This is a genomic window from Bacillus cereus group sp. RP29 (assembly GCF_040459765.1).
In the GTDB taxonomy this organism is placed as follows: Bacteria; Bacillota; Bacilli; order Bacillales; family Bacillaceae_G; genus Bacillus_A; species Bacillus_A paranthracis.
On sequence record NZ_JARVHN010000001.1, the window covers coordinates 3554237 to 3572759 of the forward strand.

The window sequence follows — 18523 nt, forward strand, 5'->3', positions numbered from 1 at the left end:
ACTCCTCTCCCTACCTACAGTAAGCTTTCCGCCAATCCTGGAACACGTACTCCTCTTTCCCTCGTTAACTTTTTAAATTCCTCTGTCAATTGTTTCGTTACACTTCCTGGTTTCCCATCTCCAATTTCTCTTGAATCAACTTTTACAACAGGAATTAATTCTGCTGCCGTTCCCGTTAAAAATACTTCATCTGCTACATATACGTCATGGCGAGTAAATGGCCTTTCCTCACATGGAATATGAAGTCGCTCACATAGCTCAATAACACTATTTCTTGTAATACCTTCTAATGCTCCTAAATAGGATGGCGGGGTTAATACTTTTCCATCTTTCACAACGAAAACATTATCTCCAGATCCTTCACAAACATATCCTTGTTGATTTAACATAAGAGCCTCTAGCACTCCTGCTTGTGCCGCTTCAATTTTTACAAGTACGTTATTTAAGTAGTTCATTGACTTAATACGTGGGTCTAAAGCATCTGGCGTATTACGTCTTGATGCAACAGATACAACGCTTAATCCATTATCGTAAAATTCCTGTGGGAATAACTTTAATTGTTCTGCAATGATAATAACGCTCGGTTTCACACAACTTCTCGGATCGAGCCCTAAGTCCCCTTTTCCTCTTGAAACAATTAACCGAATATAAGCATCTGCATACTCATTTTTTTGAAGTGTCTGTAAAACTGCTTCTTCCATTTCGTCAACCGTCAGCGGGATTGTAAGTAAAATAGATTTTGCCGATTCATATAATCGTTTTACATGTTCTTTTAAACAAAATACATTTCCACCGTAACTACGAATCCCTTCAAATACACCGTCTCCGTATAAAAAACCATGATCATATACTGAAACAACTGCCTTTTCTTTTTCTACAAATTCCCCATTCATATAAATGTACTGATTTCCCATCTCACATCGCTCCTCTTTTTTTCTCTCTATTTTTGCAATCTATTTCTATATCGATTGCTGAGATGAGTATTTTTAACAGAATATTCAGTATATAAACTTTAAAAATATACTCGTCTCAACAATCGATTACATACATACTTATAGCAATCCATTGCTGAGACGAGGGAATCGTGGTACCACTCAGCTTCCTTACACTTCTCACGAAATGTAAGCTCTGCAAGTCCAATTAGACTTTTGTTTTTCTATCGGAAACAACCCCGCTACTTTTTACTAGTTTTCAAAAGTAGTGCTCCGAGGTGATCTTCAATGATGACATTGTTACCACCCTCACAGCATCTGGGTAGCTCTCTGAAACAATTTTTATCATTTACTCTCCTCTTCTACGCATTCTCTTATTTTTAAAAATAAAAACTCTCACCTCAGCAATCAACTACTACAATTTAGTAGCTTTGATTGCTGAGGCGAGAGTTTCGCGTTACCACTCAGCTTCCTTATACTTCTCACGAAATATAAGCTCTGTAGGTCCAATTAGACCCCCGTCCTTTTACCGGAGACGATGCCGTCGCCCTCTACTCAGTTTCCCTTTCGCAAGCGATGCTCCGAGGTGATCTTCAATGACTCGATTGTTACTACTCTCACAGCCTTGGAGTAGCTCTCTGAAACGATCATAATCATCTACTTTCCTCTTCTTTGCATATACAACATATAAAGTTAGAAAATTCTTAATTAACTTTCATTTGTTAAACGTATTATAGGACGTTGTTCTTTTCATTGTCAACATGTTTTTTTGATTTTTTTTAATACTACATATATTTTCGAATCTTTTTTATTGCGCAATAAAACTTTTTATATAATACTATATAAAACATATATATTTAGGAGGATTACAACAATGTCCGAAAAAACATACGAACTCGCAACCTTCGCAGGCGGTTGCTTTTGGTGCATGGTAAAGCCGTTTGATGAACTTCCTGGTATTCATAAAGTACTTTCTGGCTATGCAGGTGGTCATGTAGAAAACCCAACATATGAACAAGTAAAAGCGGGTACATCTGGTCATTTAGAAGTTGTACAAATTACATTTGATCCTTCTATTTTCCCATATGAAAAATTACTGGATTTATATTGGCCACAAATCGATCCAACTGATGATGGCGGACAATTTTTTGACCGTGGTCCATCTTATCGCACCGCTATTTTTTATCATAATGAAATGCAAAAAGAACTTGCTGAAAAATCAAAACAAACTCTTGCGGAAAGCGGTATGTTTAAAGAGCCAATCGTAACTGAAATTCGCCCGGCTGCACCTTTTTATGAGGCTGAAGAATACCATCAACATTTCTATAAAAAAAATCCAGAGAAATATGCTACTGAGCAAAAAGAATCTGGCCGTGCAGATTTTATAAAAGAAAATTGGCAAAAAAAATAATAAAAATGCATCGTACCTTTTAAGTACGATGCATTTTTATCTTTGAAAAAAGTACCATACAATGATAAAAACAACAGCTGTTAATGTCCAAAGTATTATCTCATTTTTAGTTTTATTCTTTTTATTAGTCATTTTATTTTCTCCTTATAGCTATTTAACATATTCAAGATTTCCTTTGTTTCATTGTCCACCTTATATATGTGAATACATCCTTACAAATTCTTATAACAAGACCACCAACGATTCCGATTGTAATTGAAATTACTAACATCTGTACAAAACTAAGAGTAGTTGTGTATGTTATGTAGATAACAATACATATAAGTAAAACATCCGGTAAAGAAAGTAAAAACTTTTTAAACATTTCTTTAGCTCTCCTATGTTTTATTTATAAATTATATCTTTTAAAAAAGAAATCTATTACCGTTTCTTAAATAAAAAACCTCCAGTTTAAGCACTAGAGGTTTTCCATTTTATTTCTTCAATCTCTCAATAAAATCCTGCAATTTATCAAGTGATTTCATATTCTGATTACAGGCCACGGCATCTTTGCAAATATAGTTTCCCTTTTTCACGAAAGTTCCTGGTATATCACCTTTAATTTCAACTAAAAACATCCCTACCTCTTCATGTCCGTGACATAAAGAACAAATGCTCTTTTTATTTAAACTTTGAAACGTTCCTTGCAGACCAACAAACTTATTTTTATCATTTTTCGCTATAATAAATTTCCTGCTTGACCCTTTATCAATCCAGCTTAAATAAGATAATTCTTTCATGTCCATTTCTTCCATATCAGGAAGTTTTAATTTTTTCACCTTAGGAAATAATTTTTTTAATGTTTGTGCTGTAACTTCCTGAAACGGAATGACGTACGGATTTATTTTCATTAAAAACGATTCTGCATCTTCTCTATTTTGAACTGTTAATACCGTATCGATTAACTCTTTCTGCTCATCCGTTAAATTCTCAAATACATGTATTATCTTTTCAATTGCTAATGATTTTAACGCTTGAATGACACCTCTATCATTTGCCGTTGCGTGCCCATTCGCTAAAATATAAGCTTGTGATTTTATAAAATTATATTGATCACTTCTAATAAAAGCTTCCATCTTTATCACTCCATACAAATTGTTGATCTAATCTTATTGTATACAATGATTTAGCTTTTTGGTATGTAAAAGATAACTTAGAAACGAATATTACATACATCGATTATATTTTACCGCTCCATTTCCTGACAAAAGAAGCCATCATCTGTTTTCCATTCCGCATATAATACGTCTTCAAACTTAGTAATCCCCTTTTGTTTTATTTGCTTATACAGCCATCCTTCATCAAAACCAGCTTCTCTCAAATTATCTTTCACTACTTTTCCATCACTAATTAATGAAATTGGTAAGTATACAGGCTTATGTTTTAAACTTAAATCATTTATAGTGGGAGATTCGTATTTACTTTTTTTCAGAACACTTATATTTCCGTTAGGTTCTAATATCATATATTCAACTTCTCGGATTGAAAATATATCTTTTTGTTGCCTAAGCATTTGTTGTAATTGGTTAATGTCCAAATGATTTACACTTAATTGTTCACGATCAATCTTTCCATTACGAATAATAATGGAAGGATATCCTTCAAAAAACCTTCTTGTTCCTCTTATTTTTTGCGTTATCACTTCTATTGTATAAATTAAAATTACCCATACAAATACTGAATATAAAATAGACCACACTTTAATTTTAGGATCATATATTGAATTTCCAACGAGCTCACCGAGAACAATAGCAGAAATAAAATCAAATGGCGTCAGCTGAGATATTTGTGTTTTCCCTAATATTTTTGTAGCAATTAATAGAACAAAGAAACCAATTAAAAGCTCTATCGTTATTTGTCCAATATGATTCATATATGTTCACCTTTCTACTTTTCAAGTGCTCTGTATACCATTTTATAAAAAAACGGCACATTTTTTCTATTATCATGCCCGTTCACATCTCATATATCCAATACATATAAAACAAAAAGAGTCTGATTCAAAGTAATATGAATCAGACTCTTTTCCTCTTATTTAGAATACACAATCTTTTTTATCGTTTCTCCGGAAAGAAAATACTCTTCTGCAAGTTGATGAATAGCAATTCCACTTTTAAACGCTTCTTTAATGGCTTTGTTTCTTTCATCTAACTGTTTTCTTCCTCCAGATCGTGTTCCCCATTTATAATGTTTCGTTTCTTGTTTTGGAATGTAAATTGTTTCACCTTGTATATACTTTTGAATTTCAGTAATTAAACTCTCTGGTAAAACTGCCTTAGCTTTTACGTATTTCATTTCTGCTCGCCCCTTATTTTTTATGGTTCATTTCAATAAGGTGCAAAGCCAAATACAAAAAATGATACAAGCTCATTTTGGCGATGAATTGTATATTACCTGTCTACCTCACGCAAAGTATCGCCATTTCCATACTTGGCTTTGCATGAGACGCTGCAGTGTCTGGCAATTGAATTATAATCGCCATGTAAACACCTCCTAATATACCTTTTTCATTACATTATATGATAAATTCCTTCCCCTTGCATCCACATCCTTTTTAAAGCATGAAATTACTTAGTTTGATATAATACTTTTTAGTCCAATCAAAAACTATAGTGAGGTTGCTTTATGAAAAAGAAAATAATCATTACAATCATTACATTATTCATTATTATTGTAGCATTATTCGGAACATACAAATTGATGAATGCAAGAAGCTTTCAATTATTTGGAGATTTAACAAATCGAGTAGAAACAAATGAAAAGGTGATTGCTTTAACTTTTGATGATGGCCCTACTAACAATGTAAAACAAATATTACCGCTACTAGATACATACAATGCAAAAGCTACTTTCTTTTTAATTGGAAATGAATTAGAGAAAAACCTATCGTTAGGAGAATCTATCGTACAATCTGGACACCAAATTGGAAACCATACATATTCTCATAACAGAATGGTTTTTAAAACACCTTCTTTTATTAAAGAAGAAATAGAAAAAACGAATGCATTAATCCGCCAAACAGGATTTACAGGCGCAATTGATTTTAGACCACCTAACGGGAAAAAGCTAATTGGTCTGCCCTATTATTTAAATAAAAACAATATCGAAACAATCACCTGGGACCTTGAACCTGATACTTTTTATAAATCTGCTGCTGATAAAATTGAATATGTTAATAAAAATGTAAAACCAGGTTCTATCATTTTACTGCACTCTATGTATGATGAGTCTAATGAAAGTTTACAGACCGTTGAAGGTATTTTAGACTCTTTATCTAAGAAGGGCTATCAGTTCGTAACAGTAAACGAACTACAAAAAAGAACAAAGTAAGAAAGGTAGCGTATCATACAATGATACGCTACCTTTTTGTTTAAATAATGCCAAGTACATTTAAGAATACGATAATAATCGCAATTGGTGCGATGAAGCGAAGTAAGAATAACCATAATACGAATAATTTATAGCCTTTATTTTTACTTACACCAAGCTCTTTCATTAATACATCTTTCTTCATTTTTAAAGGAACAAAGATAGAAACTAATAAAACACCAAGTGGCATTAATACGTTACTAACTGCATAATCCACTAAATCAAAGACTGTCTTTCCGAAAATCTTCAGATCGCTTAATATACCAAATGACAATGCTGATGGTACTCCTACAACGAAGATTAATAAACCTACGATTAAAGCCATTTTTTCACGTTTCCCTTTACCTTTTGCAGTTAAAGATGCCACGCTAATTTCTAACATCGAAATCGCTGATGTAATAGTAGCAAAGAAGAATAGTAGTAAGAAAACGATGAAGAAGAATTTTCCGAATGCCATTTTACTAAAAATAGCTGGCAGTACGATAAATAATAGTCCCGGTCCTTGAGATGGTTCCATTCCAAATGCGAACACTACTGGGAAAATTGCAAGTCCTGCAAGTAATGTAATCACAAGCGTTAAAGCTACGATAGAAAATGCTGAACGCGGTAAACTTTCCTCTTTCGGTAAGTATGAGCTATACGTTACCATTACTGCTACTCCGACTGATAGTGAGAAGAACGATTGTCCCATCGCATATAAAATAACTTCTGATGTTACATGTGAGAAATCAGGTTGTAAGAAGAAACGAACCCCTTCTCCTGCACCATCTAACGTAAGTGCACGAACGATTAATACAAAGAATAAAACGAATAGTGCTGGCATGAAATATTTATTTACTTTTTCAACACCATTTTGTACACCTTTACTTACGATAAAAATAGTAATAAGGATGAATAATAGCTGTGATCCTACTGCTAAATACGGATTGGAAATGATTTCACCAAACGTAGCTTCGTATGCGCCATTTCCTTCCCATAGTCTACCTGTAATTGCATTCCATAAATATAATAAAATCCAGCCTCCTACAACACTGTAGAAAGAAAGTAATATGAAACAAGTTACAATCCCTAATTTCCCTAACCATGGCCATAATGTTTTTGGTGCGATTTCTCTATACGCATCAACAGCCTCTTTTTGTGTACTTCTTCCGATAACGAATTCAGCTAATAATAGCGGTAAACCAATTAATAATGTGAAACCGATGAAAATAAGGAAGAACGCGCCGCCCCCTCCAATTCCGGCCATATACGGGAACTTCCAAATAGCCCCTAGACCAATTGCTGAACCTGCCGCAGCTAATACGAAACCTAATTTCGATGTCCATTGCTGTGAATTCATTTGTTAATCTCCTCTCTTTATCTTTTTCTGTTTTACAATTCGGTATTTATATTGTTCTATCCACACTCTTTTCTAATACGTTCACTTCCTCTCTACTAATAAAAAACGCCCCTACGTAAATACGTAGGGACGACAAAAATATCGCGGTACCACCCTAGTTATGAAGATACACCAAAGTTAGGACCTAAATAAAAAACGTCCCTACGCAAATACGTAGGGACGATAAATTATCGCGGTACCACCCTAGTTATGAAGCCACAACAAAGTAAGACCTAAATAAAAAACGTCCCTACGTAAATACGTAGGGACGATAAATATCGCGGTACCACCCTAGTTGTGAAACAATCTTCACCACTTTATTTGATAACGGTATAAACTACCGTCTTTCATTTCCTCATAATGTGAGATTTATGAAAGATGCTCCAGGACGAACTTCATGAATAATCTATATACTGATTCACACCAACCATCAGCTCTCTGTAATAGGGAGATATTCACTACTATACCCTTTCATTGCCCAAATATTATTTTCCGAATTGATTACTATCATTTTTATCACACATTAAAAATAGTGTCAACTTATATTTTGAATTTTTACGTATTACATTCTATTTGAAAATGTAAAATATGACTTTTAAGTGAATAATATTAGAATATTTATGTTCCATACTATATTAACTACTCTAACAGGTTTATAGTAATATACGATAAACGTAAGACAGCACGAGTAGGAGGAAAGAATTTTGTCTACTTCAAAAGTTTTAAAAGGAACTGCTTTATTAAGCGGCGCAACAATGATTTCACGTATATTAGGTTTTATATACTTCTTCCCTTTTCAACTATTAGTCGGAACACAAGGGGTCGCTTTATATGGATATGCATACTCTTGGTACGGAATTTTATTAAGCTTTTCAACTGCCGGTATCCCTATTGCCGTTTCCAAATTCGTTGCAAAGCATAATGCGCTTGGTGATTATAGTACAAGCAAAAAATTATACAACTCTAGCGTAAAATTAATGTTGTTTATGGGATTTTTAGGGTTTTTAGTTTTATTTATTGGAGCACCCTACATATCACAATTTATTATTCGCTCGAAAACGCCAGATCCACAATTTATCTCTGACGTAACACTTACGATGCGAGCATTAAGTTTCGCACTTATTCTCGTACCAGCAATGAGTGTGACACGTGGTTATTTCCAAGGATTTCAACATATGAAACCAAGCGCTGTTTCTCAAGTCGTAGAACAAATTGCACGCGTTGTTTTCATTTTAGTTGGTAGCTTTATCGTCTCAAAACTATTAGGAGGTTCCGTAGCCTCTTCTGTTGCAGTTGCTACGTTTGGAGCTGTTATCGGAGCACTTGCAAGCGTCTCTATTTTAATGATGTACTGGAAAAAATATAATGGGTTAAAACCTCCCGAAGGTGAATTAAAATCAAGAGCATCCAATATTCCATTAAAAAATATTTATATAGAATTACTTCGATATGCCATCCCAATTGTATTTGTCGGCATCGCAATTCCACTCTACACGTTAGTAGATCAATATACTGTAGCTGATGTCCTTAGAGCGATGGGAGAGCCGTTAGAAACAGCAAATGCAGTTTTCGCTTATATAACGAACTATGCCCAAAAGTTAATTATGATTCCAGCTTCACTTGCAACTGGATTCTCCTTAACGATCATTCCGGCTATAACGAAATCTTATACAAGCGGGAAATTAGAAGAATTACAAGAACAAATTTCAAAGATATTTCAAGTCTTGTTATTCTTCACAATCCCGGCTGCATTTGGTCTTGCTAGCATCGCTTACGATGCATTCCGCATGGTTTATGTAAATCCTGAAATCGCACTTGGTGGATCACAATATTTAATTTCATTCGCACCGTCTGCTATATTAAGTGCGATTTTCACAGTTTCAGCAGCTATTTTACAAGGAATCGATTATCAACGAAAAACAATGATTGCATTCTCAGCCGGAATTCTCGTTAAAGTTGTAGTAAATACACCGCTCTTACATTTATTTGGCGGACACGGTGCTGTACTTGGAACCATTCTTGGATACCTCGTTTCCAATAGTATTATGTTGTACTGCATCGTTAAGTTTGCGAAATTTAAAATTGGTGAGACAGCAAAAACAGTATTTCTTATTACAATTTACTCCGCAGCAATGTCTGCTGTTGTGATGGCATTAAAATCAATTTTAACATGGCTAATTCCTGGACAAACTTATATGGAATCACTTCTCATTGTCGTTATATGTGGCGCTGTAGGAGGGCTTGTTTACCTTTTATTCGTATTAACAAGTGGACTTGCTTCACATATTCTCGGTGATAGAATTCAACGCTTACCTATACTGGGGAAATCAGTAAAATAAAAAACAAAGAGATGTAACAAGGGTTACATCTCTTTGTTTTTTATTTCGCATATTGAATACGCTTTTGCTGTTCAGCGATATGTAATTCCGGAGCATGGTGTTCTACTAACTGTAATAGCTCCTCGATTAACACTTCTAACTCCTGTACACTATACTCCGGTTTCCCTATTAAAGCATTCGCCATACGCTCATATAAGTTTTCAGGCTTAATAATCATTCGTTCCACATTATATGGCATCCATTTAAACGCCGGGTGATGTACATACATTTTATTCAAACCAAATAAGACACCAAATATATTCCTTTGTGCTTCACAAATAACATCATATAGCATAAGCCAGTCTTTTCGTTTTAAAAGTGCCTCTCGATTATGCCAGCGATTGCTTAACCAAAGATTTTCTGAAATCATCCGTTTCGCTAGATTTTCTGGATATGCTACCACTCTATCTTTTAATGCATGTACTTTCTCTTCTCCATACAAACTAACACCGTCATGCACGGATGATACAATACATTGTTTTTCATAACTTATATCATATTGATCCACCACATCCGAAATCACTTTCTCTACTGTTTCTGTTAAAAAGTTACTAATCTCTAATTTAATTCCTTCTTTCGTCAAATACGTTTCCGACCATTCTTCTTCCTCATAAGGATGATATGACAAAATTGTTCCACCAATATAGTTAATAGGCCCTTTACGATCCTCATTCTCTGGTGGCATTGACCATAAAATATGTAGTTCTATATCTGAATGTTCATCTTCTAGCTTTCTAGCTACTGAACCGGCTAAAATAATAGCCTCCACTTTTGGGTTCTTCCTATAAATCTCTGACATTTCTATTGCTTTCTCTTTTAATCCCACTTCATTTCCCCCTATAATTGCATTACAGCCTTACTTCTTTTATTTATTTCGATATTACACATTTTATTCCCTTTTCAAAGTTCCACTACATCATATTTCTACCCAATAACGTTGTACAATTTCCCCAGTATGAGAAGAAACTACTTCATTTTCTAACACACCGCCAACCTTTTGAATCGTTTTAGCCGAAGCGATATTAGCTTTATCACAAGTTATTAACACTTTCTGCAATCCTAATTTTTGCGCTTCATCCAATGCAAATTGTAGTTGTTTTGTAGCGTAACCTTGGCGACGTTTATTTGGATGGACACTATATCCAATATGACCACTTTCCCGCAATAATTCTGAGTTTAGTCGATGTCTAATATTTACAAAACCTATAAGTTCCCCTTTTTCAAAACTTAAAAATTGGCTAGACGGTACTCGATTACCTTGTAAGTTTTCTCCCGCTTCTTGTATACTCACTTTTTCAAACCATTCATCGAGAGAATCAAAATTTTGTAAAGAACTACTGCCGTGTGGTTGTTCATCAGCATGTAAAAACGCATCGCGATACTCCATAATTTGTTTGCTATATTCATATGTTGGTTTTAATAGTTTCATTGTGCTTCTCCTCTCTAAATAACCTACAACAAACCCCTTAATAGCTCTCTTTCACCATTAAGGGGTTTCTATCATTTTCATTCAAATAATCCCATACTCAAATAACGCTCACCTGTATCAGGTGCAATACATAAAATTTTTTTACCAGCACCTAATCGTTTCGCAATCATAATCGCTGCGTAAACAGAAGCACCAGAAGACGGCCCAACTAATAATCCCTCTTGTCTAGCTAAATTTCTCATTGTCGTTAAAGCCTCTTCGTCTGCAATTTGAATAATTTCGTTATACACTTCCGTATTTAAGTTTTTCGGGATAAACCCTGGACTTGTTCCTACTAGTTTATGAGGACCTGGAACACCTCCGGATAAAACAGGAGATCCTTTCGGTTCTACTACTGCAACATATAAATTGGGTAGTTTCTCTTTTAACGTTTCACCAGTCCCAGTAATCGTTCCGCCTGTTCCTGCCGTTGCTACAAATGCATCAAGCTCTCCATCCATTTGTTCATAAATTTCAAGTGCAGTTGTATAACGATGAATATTCGGGTTTGCTGGATTTTCAAATTGCTGCGGAATAAAACTATTTGGAATTTTCTCTTGCAATTCTAACGCCTTCGCAATTGCTCCTGGCATTCTTTGTTCTGCCGGTGTTAAAACTACTTCTGCACCGTATGCTTTCAATAAATTTATACGCTCTTTTGACATATTGTCCGGCATAATTAAAATCGCTTTATATCCTTTCGCAGCCGCGTTCATCGCTAAACCAATTCCTGTATTACCACTTGTTGGCTCAATAATTGTATCTCCTGGTTTGATAAGACCATTCTCTTCTGCAACGTGCAATAAATTATAGGCAGCACGGTCTTTCACACTGCGTGATGGATTAAACATTTCTAGTTTTACATACACATCTGCTGCGTCTTCTGGAATAAATTTAGATAAACGGACGACAGGTGTATCTCCTATTAATTCTGTAACATTTTCACATAATTTCATAGTGCATCCCCTATTCTATCGTTTTCTTATCACTTGGTAATAACCAAGAAGTAAGTCCAATTAATGGTAGACAACTACATAGTAACATAATGAATTGTAGACTATATATGTCAGCCAATTTCCCAAGAACTACAGAGCCTAAAGCGCCGAGTCCAAACGCAAGCCCTACAATTAATCCAGATACCATTCCTACTTTTCCAGGAACAAGCTCTTGCGCATATACAACAATTACACTAAAACTACTTGAACTAATAAAACCGATACATAAAAATAGCGGTATGACCCATACGAGCGAAACGTGGGGTAATAAAAGTGCAAGTGGGGCTGAACCTAGCATTGAAAATACAATAATTGTTTTCTTTCCAAATCGATCTGCTAATGGACCACCAAAGAAGGTTCCTAACACACCAGCAATCATAAATGCGAATACGAAATACTGAGCATTTTTTATCGATAAACCGTAATGCTCAATTAAGTAAAATTGATAAAAGTTCCCAATACCAGCACCGTACCAAGATCGTACAAAAGTAAGAAAAACAAGAAGTAAAATAACAAATTTAATATGTGTACTTACAATCGCATTTTCCGCCTCAAGCGCAGCCCTCTTTTTTCTCCTCACAGCGCCAGTCGCTAATTCATTCCTATACCAATTTGATACGAAAATTAATAATACAATTCCTACCGCCGCAAAGGCCGTAAAACCTAAAGAACCAATTTGCCCAAGCGGAACGAAAATTAACGCTGTAAAAATAGGAGCTAGAGAATTACCTGTATTTCCTCCCACTTGATAAATCGCTTGCGCTAAACCTCGTTTCGTCCCTGCTGCCATATAAGCAACTCGGGCGCCTTCTGGATGAAAGACTGCGGAACCTAATCCGATAAATAAAACAGAAATAATAACAATAATAAAGTTCGGTGCAAACGCGAGTCCAATCATCCCAAGCATACTCGAAAACATACCGAGCGGTAATAAAAATGGTGACGGCTTCTTATCCGAATACATACCAAAAACCGGTTGCATAATCGATGATGTCATATTTAACGCAAACGCAATCCACCCTACTTGCATATAGGATAAATTCATCGTTTTTTCCAAAATAGGAAACAACGCGGGCACAACTGCTTGCATCGAATCATTTAAAAAATGACCGAAACTAATCGCAAATAATATTCGATATATTGTCGGTGTTTCTACTCTGTTTTTTTGCGAAACTGCCTGCATATGTGTATTTCTCCTTCCTGTACAAAATATATATTTATTACAGTAGGTGTAATAAATTCTGACTTTTGAAACATTTCTATTCTATACTGGTTTCATTTCTTTTTCCAGAAATATCACCTTTTAAATAATATATTTTTTCTATATGCTTTATCGGATTTATTTATAGAAATTTTCTATATTTTCTTTTATACTAAGGCAGAGATGAAGGAAAGGATGACAACTATGAAGAAAAAAACAAAGGGAATCGTTGCACTCTCAATCACATTATCTATGTTTTTAACAGCATGTGGTCAAAAACAAGAGGCAACAACTACCGGAGAGAAGAAAAAAGAATCTTCGAAACAAGTATTAAACATTGTAGAAGCTGGGGAAATTTCTACACTTGATTCATCTATCGCAACCGATGGGTTTTCTTACGCTGCATTAAACAACGTAATGGAAGGATTATATATGCCTGGTCCTGACAATAAACCTGTTCCTGCAGCAGCTGAATCATACAAACTGAGCGAAGACGGAAAAACATATACATTTACATTACACGATTCAAAATGGTCAAATGGTGATCCAGTAACTGCTCATGATTTTGAATATGCATGGAAACGTGCCGTAAATCCAGAAACTGCTTCTGAATACGCACACATTATGTTCGATATTAAAAACGCTGAAAAAATAAATAAAAAAGAATTACCAATTGATTCATTTGGTGTAAAGGCAATTGATAATAAAACACTTGAAGTACAGTTAGAACACCCTGTTCCATACTTTTTAGGTTTAATGGGATTTGCAACATTTTATCCTCAAAACAAAAAGGTTGTAGAAGCACAAGGGAAAAATTACGGACTTGAAGCTGCAAATGTAGTTTATAACGGACCTTTCCAATTAAGTGAATGGAAACATGATACAAGTTATAAAATGACAAAAAACCCGAACTACTGGGATAATAAAAATGTGAAATTAAATGAAATTAATGTAAATATCGTAAAAGATACTTCAACAGCTGTTAATTTATTTGAAAGTAAACAAGTAGACCGTATTACGATCAATTCAGAGTTTGTTGATAAATATCAAAAAGATCCGAGCTTAAAGAAAATGGAACGTCCTTCTGTGACATTTTTCCGATTTAGTCAAAAGAACCCTTTATTAGCAAACAAAAATGCTCGTAAAGCTATTTCGCTTGCTTTTGATAAACAAGGAATCGCAACAACGATTTTAAACAATGGTTCTATACCTGCGAATGCATTCGTTCCAAAAGGATTCGTAAAAGGACCTGACAATAAAGATTTTCGCAGTACAAGTCATGTAAAAGTAGAAACAAATGTGAAAGAAGCTAAAACACTATGGGAAACTGCGAAAAAAGAAACAAATTTACAAAACGCTTCTCTTTCAATCATAACAACAGATGAGTCTAACGATAAAAAAATTAGTGAGTTTTTAAAAGGTGAGCTGGAGAAAAACTTACCTGGATTAAAAATCACATTACAACCACTTCCAGTAAAAGCATTTTTAGATCGTGAAGGAAATGGTGATTATGACATTTCACTTTCTACATGGGGACCAGATTATCCTGATCCTACAACATTTTTAAATATGTTCGTTACAGACGGACCGTTTAATAAGATGAGTTACTCAAACAAACAATACGACGAATTAATTGAGAAAACGAGCTCTACTTTAGTAACTGACTTACCAGCACGTTGGAAAGCGTTCCAAGATGCAGAGAAAATCTTACTTGAAGATGATGCAGCTATCGCTCCAATCTTCCAATCAGGACTTGTATATTTAGAACGCCCAACAGTAAAAGGTGTTGTTGTTCGTCCATTTGCAGGAATTTATTCTTATAAGTGGGCCTCTATTACGGAATAAGAAAAAGGCGATCCTAAAACATATTAGGATCGCCTTCTTTATTAAATTGCAAAAAGCTTATACTTTTCGTAATCACTCGTCTTACATTCTACTTCTAGTTTCGTACCTTCGTTTTCATAACTCGTAGATAGAACGTGCGCATGAGTATTGAAATAAGAAACTACCTGTCCTTGATCATACGGAATTAGCATTTCACACTTCGTATACTCTTTATAAATGTGTGAGCGAATCATTTCGACAAGCTCTTTTATTCCAACATGTTTCTTCGCTGATAAATAAACGCGGTCTTCTTGTACTTTCGGAATTTCAACATCTACCATATCTGATTTGTTATAAGCATAAATTGTTGGAATATTTTCTACTCCAATTTTCTTTAACGTTTCATTTGTAATATCAATTAACTGTTCATAATTTGGATTTGCGTAATCTACAACATGAATAAGTAGGTCTGCTTCCGCTACCTCTTCTAATGTTGACCGGAATGCTTTCACAAGATGATGCGGTAATTTACTTACAAATCCAACTGTATCTGTTAATAAGAATGATTTGTTATCTGGTAACTCAATATTTCGCACCGATGTTTCTAACGTTGCAAATAACATATCCTTTTCAAATACTTGTTTTTCTTCTGTACCATTGTAAATTTCAAGCATCGCATTCATCGTCGTTGATTTTCCCGCGTTCGTATAACCTACTAATGCTACAACAGGAATTTCATTTTTCTTACGTTGTTTGCGCTGCGTTTGACGCTGTGCAACAAGAGCTTCTAAATCTTTATTTAAAACTGAAATTTGTTCTTCAATTTTACGACGATCCAACTCTAATTTCTTCTCACCGACACCTTTATTTTTCGTACCAACACCGCCGCTCTGTCTTCCTAACGATTCACGAAGACCAATTAAACGAGGCATCATATACTGAAGGTGGGCCACTTCTACTTGCAACTGCGCTTCTTTCGTTTTCGCACGTTGCGCAAAAATGTCTAAAATTAATATGGTACGGTCAATTACTTTACAATCTAAATCTGCTTCTAAATTTCGAATTTGAGAAGGCGATAATTCGTCATTAAAGATGACCATATTCGCACCTACTTCATTTACATAGGCTGCTACTTCTTCAATCTTTCCTTTTCCAATATAATGGGATGGATTTACACGTTGTAAATTTTGCGTCACTTGTCCAATTACCTCTACATCACAAGCTTCTGCAAGATTCGTTAGCTCTTCCATCGAATATGCAAAATCATCCTCATTACCTAAATTTACTCCAACTAAAACTGCTCTTTGTAATAATTCTTCCATATATTTATTCCTCCATTTCGATTACGTAAAATAAAAAACACAGGTCGCTGCCTGTGTTTTCGTAAACGGATAAGGGTTCACCAAAGAAATAGAAGAAAGTTGTGCTTTCATCCTATCTCATAGTTAAAAAGTCCCAAGATCGTATGCGTATCCACTATAAGTGTTCACCTATACAATCCCATTCTATTTATAAAGGCAAAACAAAAAGAGGGCGTATTCGTCCCTCCCTCTTTTTCACATATAAGCTTAATAAAGGGTTCCTTTAAAATAGGCAGACCAATCCCGTTCACTCTGCACACAGACAGAGCCTTTGAGCGCTATTCAATTATTGGCACAAAGTATTGAGACGTAATCTGATTAAGATCAAAGGAAGCCCCTCCGTTCATTTTAAGTTACATAAAGTGTAGCATAAGTAATTCGCTTTCACAAGATTAAACCACCTATAGAAACAGAAAGAAAATCTTTATATATTTACTTTAATCGTCATTTTTTGCGAGTTCTTCTCACAACAAAAACAATGATTAATAATAGACAAATGGAAATGGAAATGATAGCAACTTGCCACCAACTGAAACCGCTCACCATCTCCCCTTTTAAATCCACTTTCTTCGTTGGAACAGACTCTTTTGCAATTTGACGTAAAGCCACTTTGTCCGCCCCTGCCTCATCTAATCTCTTCGTTCCACTACAACTATTTGTGTGTAATTGTTTTTCAGATCCTCTTTGAGAAGAATATATTAAGTACTCTCCTCCTTCCACAAAGTGAAATACACAATCACCACCATTTGTATATACAATAATTTGCGAAGAATTTGTCCCTTTCCAAATTTTCTTCACTTCAAATAATACTTCAATTCCACCTCCTTCTTTCCTTCCAACCTCAATTACTTGTCCCTCAAACACTACATCGTTTTTTTGAAAAGCCTCTTCTGCTGATACGTTAATACAATCACAAGCATAAGATTTCTCTGGAAAAATAATAAAAATAAAGCTACAAATAATGACAAAAGGCAACATACGTAAAATTCTTTTCAAGGAGCCCAACTCCCTTCATTATCAATTTTAGAAACTTCTCGTATATTATTTTTACAACACTCGCTAAATTCCTCCATAGTAAGCTAAGTCGTTCAATACACTAAAAATCTATATTGACATTTTTATAACCTGATATTAGTATCAGGTTATAAAATAAAGTTAGGAGCTGTTCCTATGAATTCTAAATCCCGTATCACTGCAATTGGTACTCATGTTCCAGAACAAATATTATCAAATCATGATTTAGAAAAAATGATCGATACGAATGATGAATGGATTGTACAAAGAACAGGAATGAAGGAAAGAAGAATCGCTAGCGAAGATGAATACGCCTCAAACTTAGCCATTAAAGCAGTTGAAAATTTATGTACAACATATAAGAAAAACTTAGAAGATGTCGACTGTATCATTGTCGCTACTACTACTGCTGATTACGTTTTCCCTAGTGTTGCTTGCCAAATACAACAATACTTCAACATACCTCATACAATGGCATTTGATTTAAATGCCACTTGCGCTGGTTTCACATATGGCTTGCACGTCGGTAATAGCTTGATTACTTCTGGATCACATAAAAAAGTACTTGTCGTAGCGACCGAGACATTATCAAAAGTTACTGATTACACCGATAGAACGACCTGCATTTTATTTGGCGATGGTGCTGGCGCTATTTTATTAGAAAGAGATGAAAACAAACCAAGCTTTATCGCGTATCACATGGGCACAAACGGTGACGGCGGAATTCACCTATACAGAACAAATTTATCTACTACTATGAATGGCACACAACTGCAAACAAATGAAAAAATCGTTCAAAATGGAAGAGAAGTATATAAATGGGCAACACGTACGGTGCCAGCAGGTATAAAAGAACTATTACATACTGCAAATATGCAAAAAGATGATATAGACTGGCTCATTCCTCATAGCGCTAACTTACGCATGATTGAATCTATTTGTGAAAAATCTCAAATTCCAATACAAAAAACATTAACGAGCGTGGAATATATGGGGAATACATCTTCTGTCTCTATTCCACTCGCTCTAGATTTAGCTAGAAAAGAAGGGAAATTAAATAACGGAGACACACTTTTACTGTACGGATTTGGTGGTGGTCTTACACATTTAGGTCTTATTGTGGAGTGGGATTTAAGTTAAATGCATGAAAAAG

Annotated in this window: 17 protein-coding genes and 3 other annotated features; of the genes, 5 read left to right on the plus strand and 12 right to left on the minus strand. The window is 34.9% G+C overall.

Annotated features, from left to right (window positions below):
* Positions 1-14: 14 nt before the first annotated feature.
* Positions 15-914: a branched-chain-amino-acid transaminase gene (ilvE, locus tag QCI47_RS18860; protein WP_000528129.1), complete on the minus strand. Its 900-nt coding sequence runs from the start codon at positions 912-914 to the stop codon at positions 15-17.
* 152 nt (positions 915-1066) lie between these two features.
* Positions 1067-1306: a binding site (T-box leader), on the minus strand.
* A gap of 62 nt (positions 1307-1368) precedes the next feature.
* Positions 1369-1614 (minus strand) — a binding site (T-box leader).
* 192 nt (positions 1615-1806) lie between these two features.
* Here ilvE and msrA point away from each other — a divergent pair.
* Complete coding sequence (gene msrA, locus QCI47_RS18865; RefSeq protein ID WP_061131128.1) at positions 1807-2343, plus strand: peptide-methionine (S)-S-oxide reductase MsrA; 537 nt, start codon at positions 1807-1809, stop codon at positions 2341-2343.
* Positions 2344-2506: 163 nt separating this feature from the next.
* On the opposite strand, the gene QCI47_RS18870 is transcribed toward msrA, so the two are convergent.
* The 4 genes from QCI47_RS18870 to QCI47_RS18885 all read right to left on the minus strand — a co-directional run bounded on the left by QCI47_RS18870 (position 2507) and on the right by QCI47_RS18885 (position 4677).
* Positions 2507-2707 (minus strand): hypothetical protein, encoded by a 201-nt coding sequence (locus tag QCI47_RS18870; RefSeq protein WP_000473064.1) that lies wholly within the window; start codon positions 2705-2707, stop codon positions 2507-2509.
* Positions 2708-2816: 109 nt separating this feature from the next.
* Positions 2817-3458: a FusB/FusC family EF-G-binding protein gene (locus QCI47_RS18875; RefSeq protein ID WP_000387076.1), complete on the minus strand. Its 642-nt coding sequence runs from the start codon at positions 3456-3458 to the stop codon at positions 2817-2819.
* Between the two features lie 110 nt (positions 3459-3568).
* Positions 3569-4255: a DUF421 domain-containing protein gene (locus tag QCI47_RS18880; RefSeq protein ID WP_001015532.1), complete on the minus strand. Its 687-nt coding sequence runs from the start codon at positions 4253-4255 to the stop codon at positions 3569-3571.
* A gap of 158 nt (positions 4256-4413) precedes the next feature.
* Positions 4414-4677: a CD3324 family protein gene (locus tag QCI47_RS18885; protein WP_000878319.1), complete on the minus strand. Its 264-nt coding sequence runs from the start codon at positions 4675-4677 to the stop codon at positions 4414-4416.
* A gap of 330 nt (positions 4678-5007) precedes the next feature.
* On the opposite strand from QCI47_RS18885, the gene QCI47_RS18890 reads away from it, so the two are divergent.
* Positions 5008-5712, plus strand: a complete 705-nt coding sequence (locus QCI47_RS18890) for a polysaccharide deacetylase family protein (protein ID WP_353811916.1) — start codon at positions 5008-5010, stop codon at positions 5710-5712.
* A gap of 40 nt (positions 5713-5752) precedes the next feature.
* Here QCI47_RS18890 and QCI47_RS18895 read toward each other — a convergent pair whose 3' ends face one another.
* A complete protein-coding gene (locus tag QCI47_RS18895) occupies positions 5753-7090 on the minus strand; it encodes a sodium-dependent transporter (protein ID WP_353811917.1) in 1338 nt (445 codons plus the stop codon).
* Positions 7091-7390: 300 nt separating this feature from the next.
* Positions 7391-7613: a binding site (T-box leader), on the minus strand.
* Positions 7614-7833: 220 nt separating this feature from the next.
* Here QCI47_RS18895 and QCI47_RS18900 point away from each other — a divergent pair.
* Positions 7834-9468, plus strand: coding sequence for a putative polysaccharide biosynthesis protein (locus QCI47_RS18900; RefSeq protein WP_309422659.1), 1635 nt, complete (start codon positions 7834-7836; stop codon positions 9466-9468).
* Between the two features lie 40 nt (positions 9469-9508).
* Here QCI47_RS18900 and QCI47_RS18905 read toward each other — a convergent pair whose 3' ends face one another.
* The 4 genes from QCI47_RS18905 to QCI47_RS18920 all read right to left on the minus strand — a co-directional run bounded on the left by QCI47_RS18905 (position 9509) and on the right by QCI47_RS18920 (position 13153).
* Entirely contained in the window at positions 9509-10333 is an 825-nt protein-coding gene (locus QCI47_RS18905) for a DUF4037 domain-containing protein (protein WP_000523167.1), read from the minus strand.
* 90 nt (positions 10334-10423) lie between these two features.
* Positions 10424-10936 (minus strand): GNAT family N-acetyltransferase, encoded by a 513-nt coding sequence (locus tag QCI47_RS18910; protein WP_000771318.1) that lies wholly within the window; start codon positions 10934-10936, stop codon positions 10424-10426.
* A gap of 77 nt (positions 10937-11013) precedes the next feature.
* Entirely contained in the window at positions 11014-11931 is a 918-nt protein-coding gene (gene cysK, locus QCI47_RS18915; RefSeq protein WP_353811918.1) for a cysteine synthase A, read from the minus strand.
* 10 nt (positions 11932-11941) lie between these two features.
* Entirely contained in the window at positions 11942-13153 is a 1212-nt protein-coding gene (locus tag QCI47_RS18920; protein WP_001149408.1) for an MFS transporter, read from the minus strand.
* Positions 13154-13375: 222 nt separating this feature from the next.
* On the opposite strand from QCI47_RS18920, the gene QCI47_RS18925 reads away from it, so the two are divergent.
* Positions 13376-15016, plus strand: coding sequence for a peptide ABC transporter substrate-binding protein (locus QCI47_RS18925; protein WP_071742600.1), 1641 nt, complete (start codon positions 13376-13378; stop codon positions 15014-15016).
* Positions 15017-15057: 41 nt separating this feature from the next.
* Here QCI47_RS18925 and hflX read toward each other — a convergent pair whose 3' ends face one another.
* Both hflX and QCI47_RS18935 read right to left on the minus strand, forming a co-directional pair.
* Positions 15058-16317 (minus strand): GTPase HflX, encoded by a 1260-nt coding sequence (gene hflX, locus QCI47_RS18930; protein WP_309422658.1) that lies wholly within the window; start codon positions 16315-16317, stop codon positions 15058-15060.
* A 483-nt stretch (positions 16318-16800) separates the two neighbouring features.
* Positions 16801-17352 carry a cobalamin biosynthesis protein CbiN gene (locus tag QCI47_RS18935; protein WP_309422657.1) on the minus strand — a complete coding sequence of 184 codons (552 nt, stop codon included), beginning with the start codon at positions 17350-17352 and terminating at the stop codon, positions 16801-16803.
* Positions 17353-17526: 174 nt separating this feature from the next.
* Here QCI47_RS18935 and QCI47_RS18940 point away from each other — a divergent pair, with 174 nt between their 5' ends.
* Positions 17527-18510, plus strand: coding sequence for a ketoacyl-ACP synthase III (locus tag QCI47_RS18940; RefSeq protein WP_001086306.1), 984 nt, complete (start codon positions 17527-17529; stop codon positions 18508-18510).
* The last annotated feature ends 13 nt before the right edge of the window (positions 18511-18523 follow it).

Coding starts and splice junctions, on each gene's coding strand:
- QCI47_RS18880 (WP_001015532.1), bottom strand. CDS start 4,255: ATGAATCATATTGGACAAATAACGATAGAGCTTTTAATTGGTTTCTTT.
- QCI47_RS18925 (WP_071742600.1), top strand. CDS start 13,376: ATGAAGAAAAAAACAAAGGGAATCGTTGCACTCTCAATCACATTATCT.
- QCI47_RS18920 (WP_001149408.1), bottom strand. CDS start 13,153: ATGCAGGCAGTTTCGCAAAAAAACAGAGTAGAAACACCGACAATATAT.
- QCI47_RS18885 (WP_000878319.1), bottom strand. CDS start 4,677: ATGAAATACGTAAAAGCTAAGGCAGTTTTACCAGAGAGTTTAATTACT.
- msrA (WP_061131128.1), top strand. CDS start 1,807: ATGTCCGAAAAAACATACGAACTCGCAACCTTCGCAGGCGGTTGCTTT.
- QCI47_RS18910 (WP_000771318.1), bottom strand. CDS start 10,936: ATGAAACTATTAAAACCAACATATGAATATAGCAAACAAATTATGGAG.
- QCI47_RS18895 (WP_353811917.1), bottom strand. CDS start 7,090: ATGAATTCACAGCAATGGACATCGAAATTAGGTTTCGTATTAGCTGCG.
- QCI47_RS18890 (WP_353811916.1), top strand. CDS start 5,008: ATGAAAAAGAAAATAATCATTACAATCATTACATTATTCATTATTATT.
- hflX (WP_309422658.1), bottom strand. CDS start 16,317: ATGGAAGAATTATTACAAAGAGCAGTTTTAGTTGGAGTAAATTTAGGT.
- QCI47_RS18870 (WP_000473064.1), bottom strand. CDS start 2,707: ATGTTTAAAAAGTTTTTACTTTCTTTACCGGATGTTTTACTTATATGT.
- QCI47_RS18875 (WP_000387076.1), bottom strand. CDS start 3,458: ATGGAAGCTTTTATTAGAAGTGATCAATATAATTTTATAAAATCACAA.
- QCI47_RS18940 (WP_001086306.1), top strand. CDS start 17,527: ATGAATTCTAAATCCCGTATCACTGCAATTGGTACTCATGTTCCAGAA.
- ilvE (WP_000528129.1), bottom strand. CDS start 914: ATGGGAAATCAGTACATTTATATGAATGGGGAATTTGTAGAAAAAGAA.
- cysK (WP_353811918.1), bottom strand. CDS start 11,931: ATGAAATTATGTGAAAATGTTACAGAATTAATAGGAGATACACCTGTC.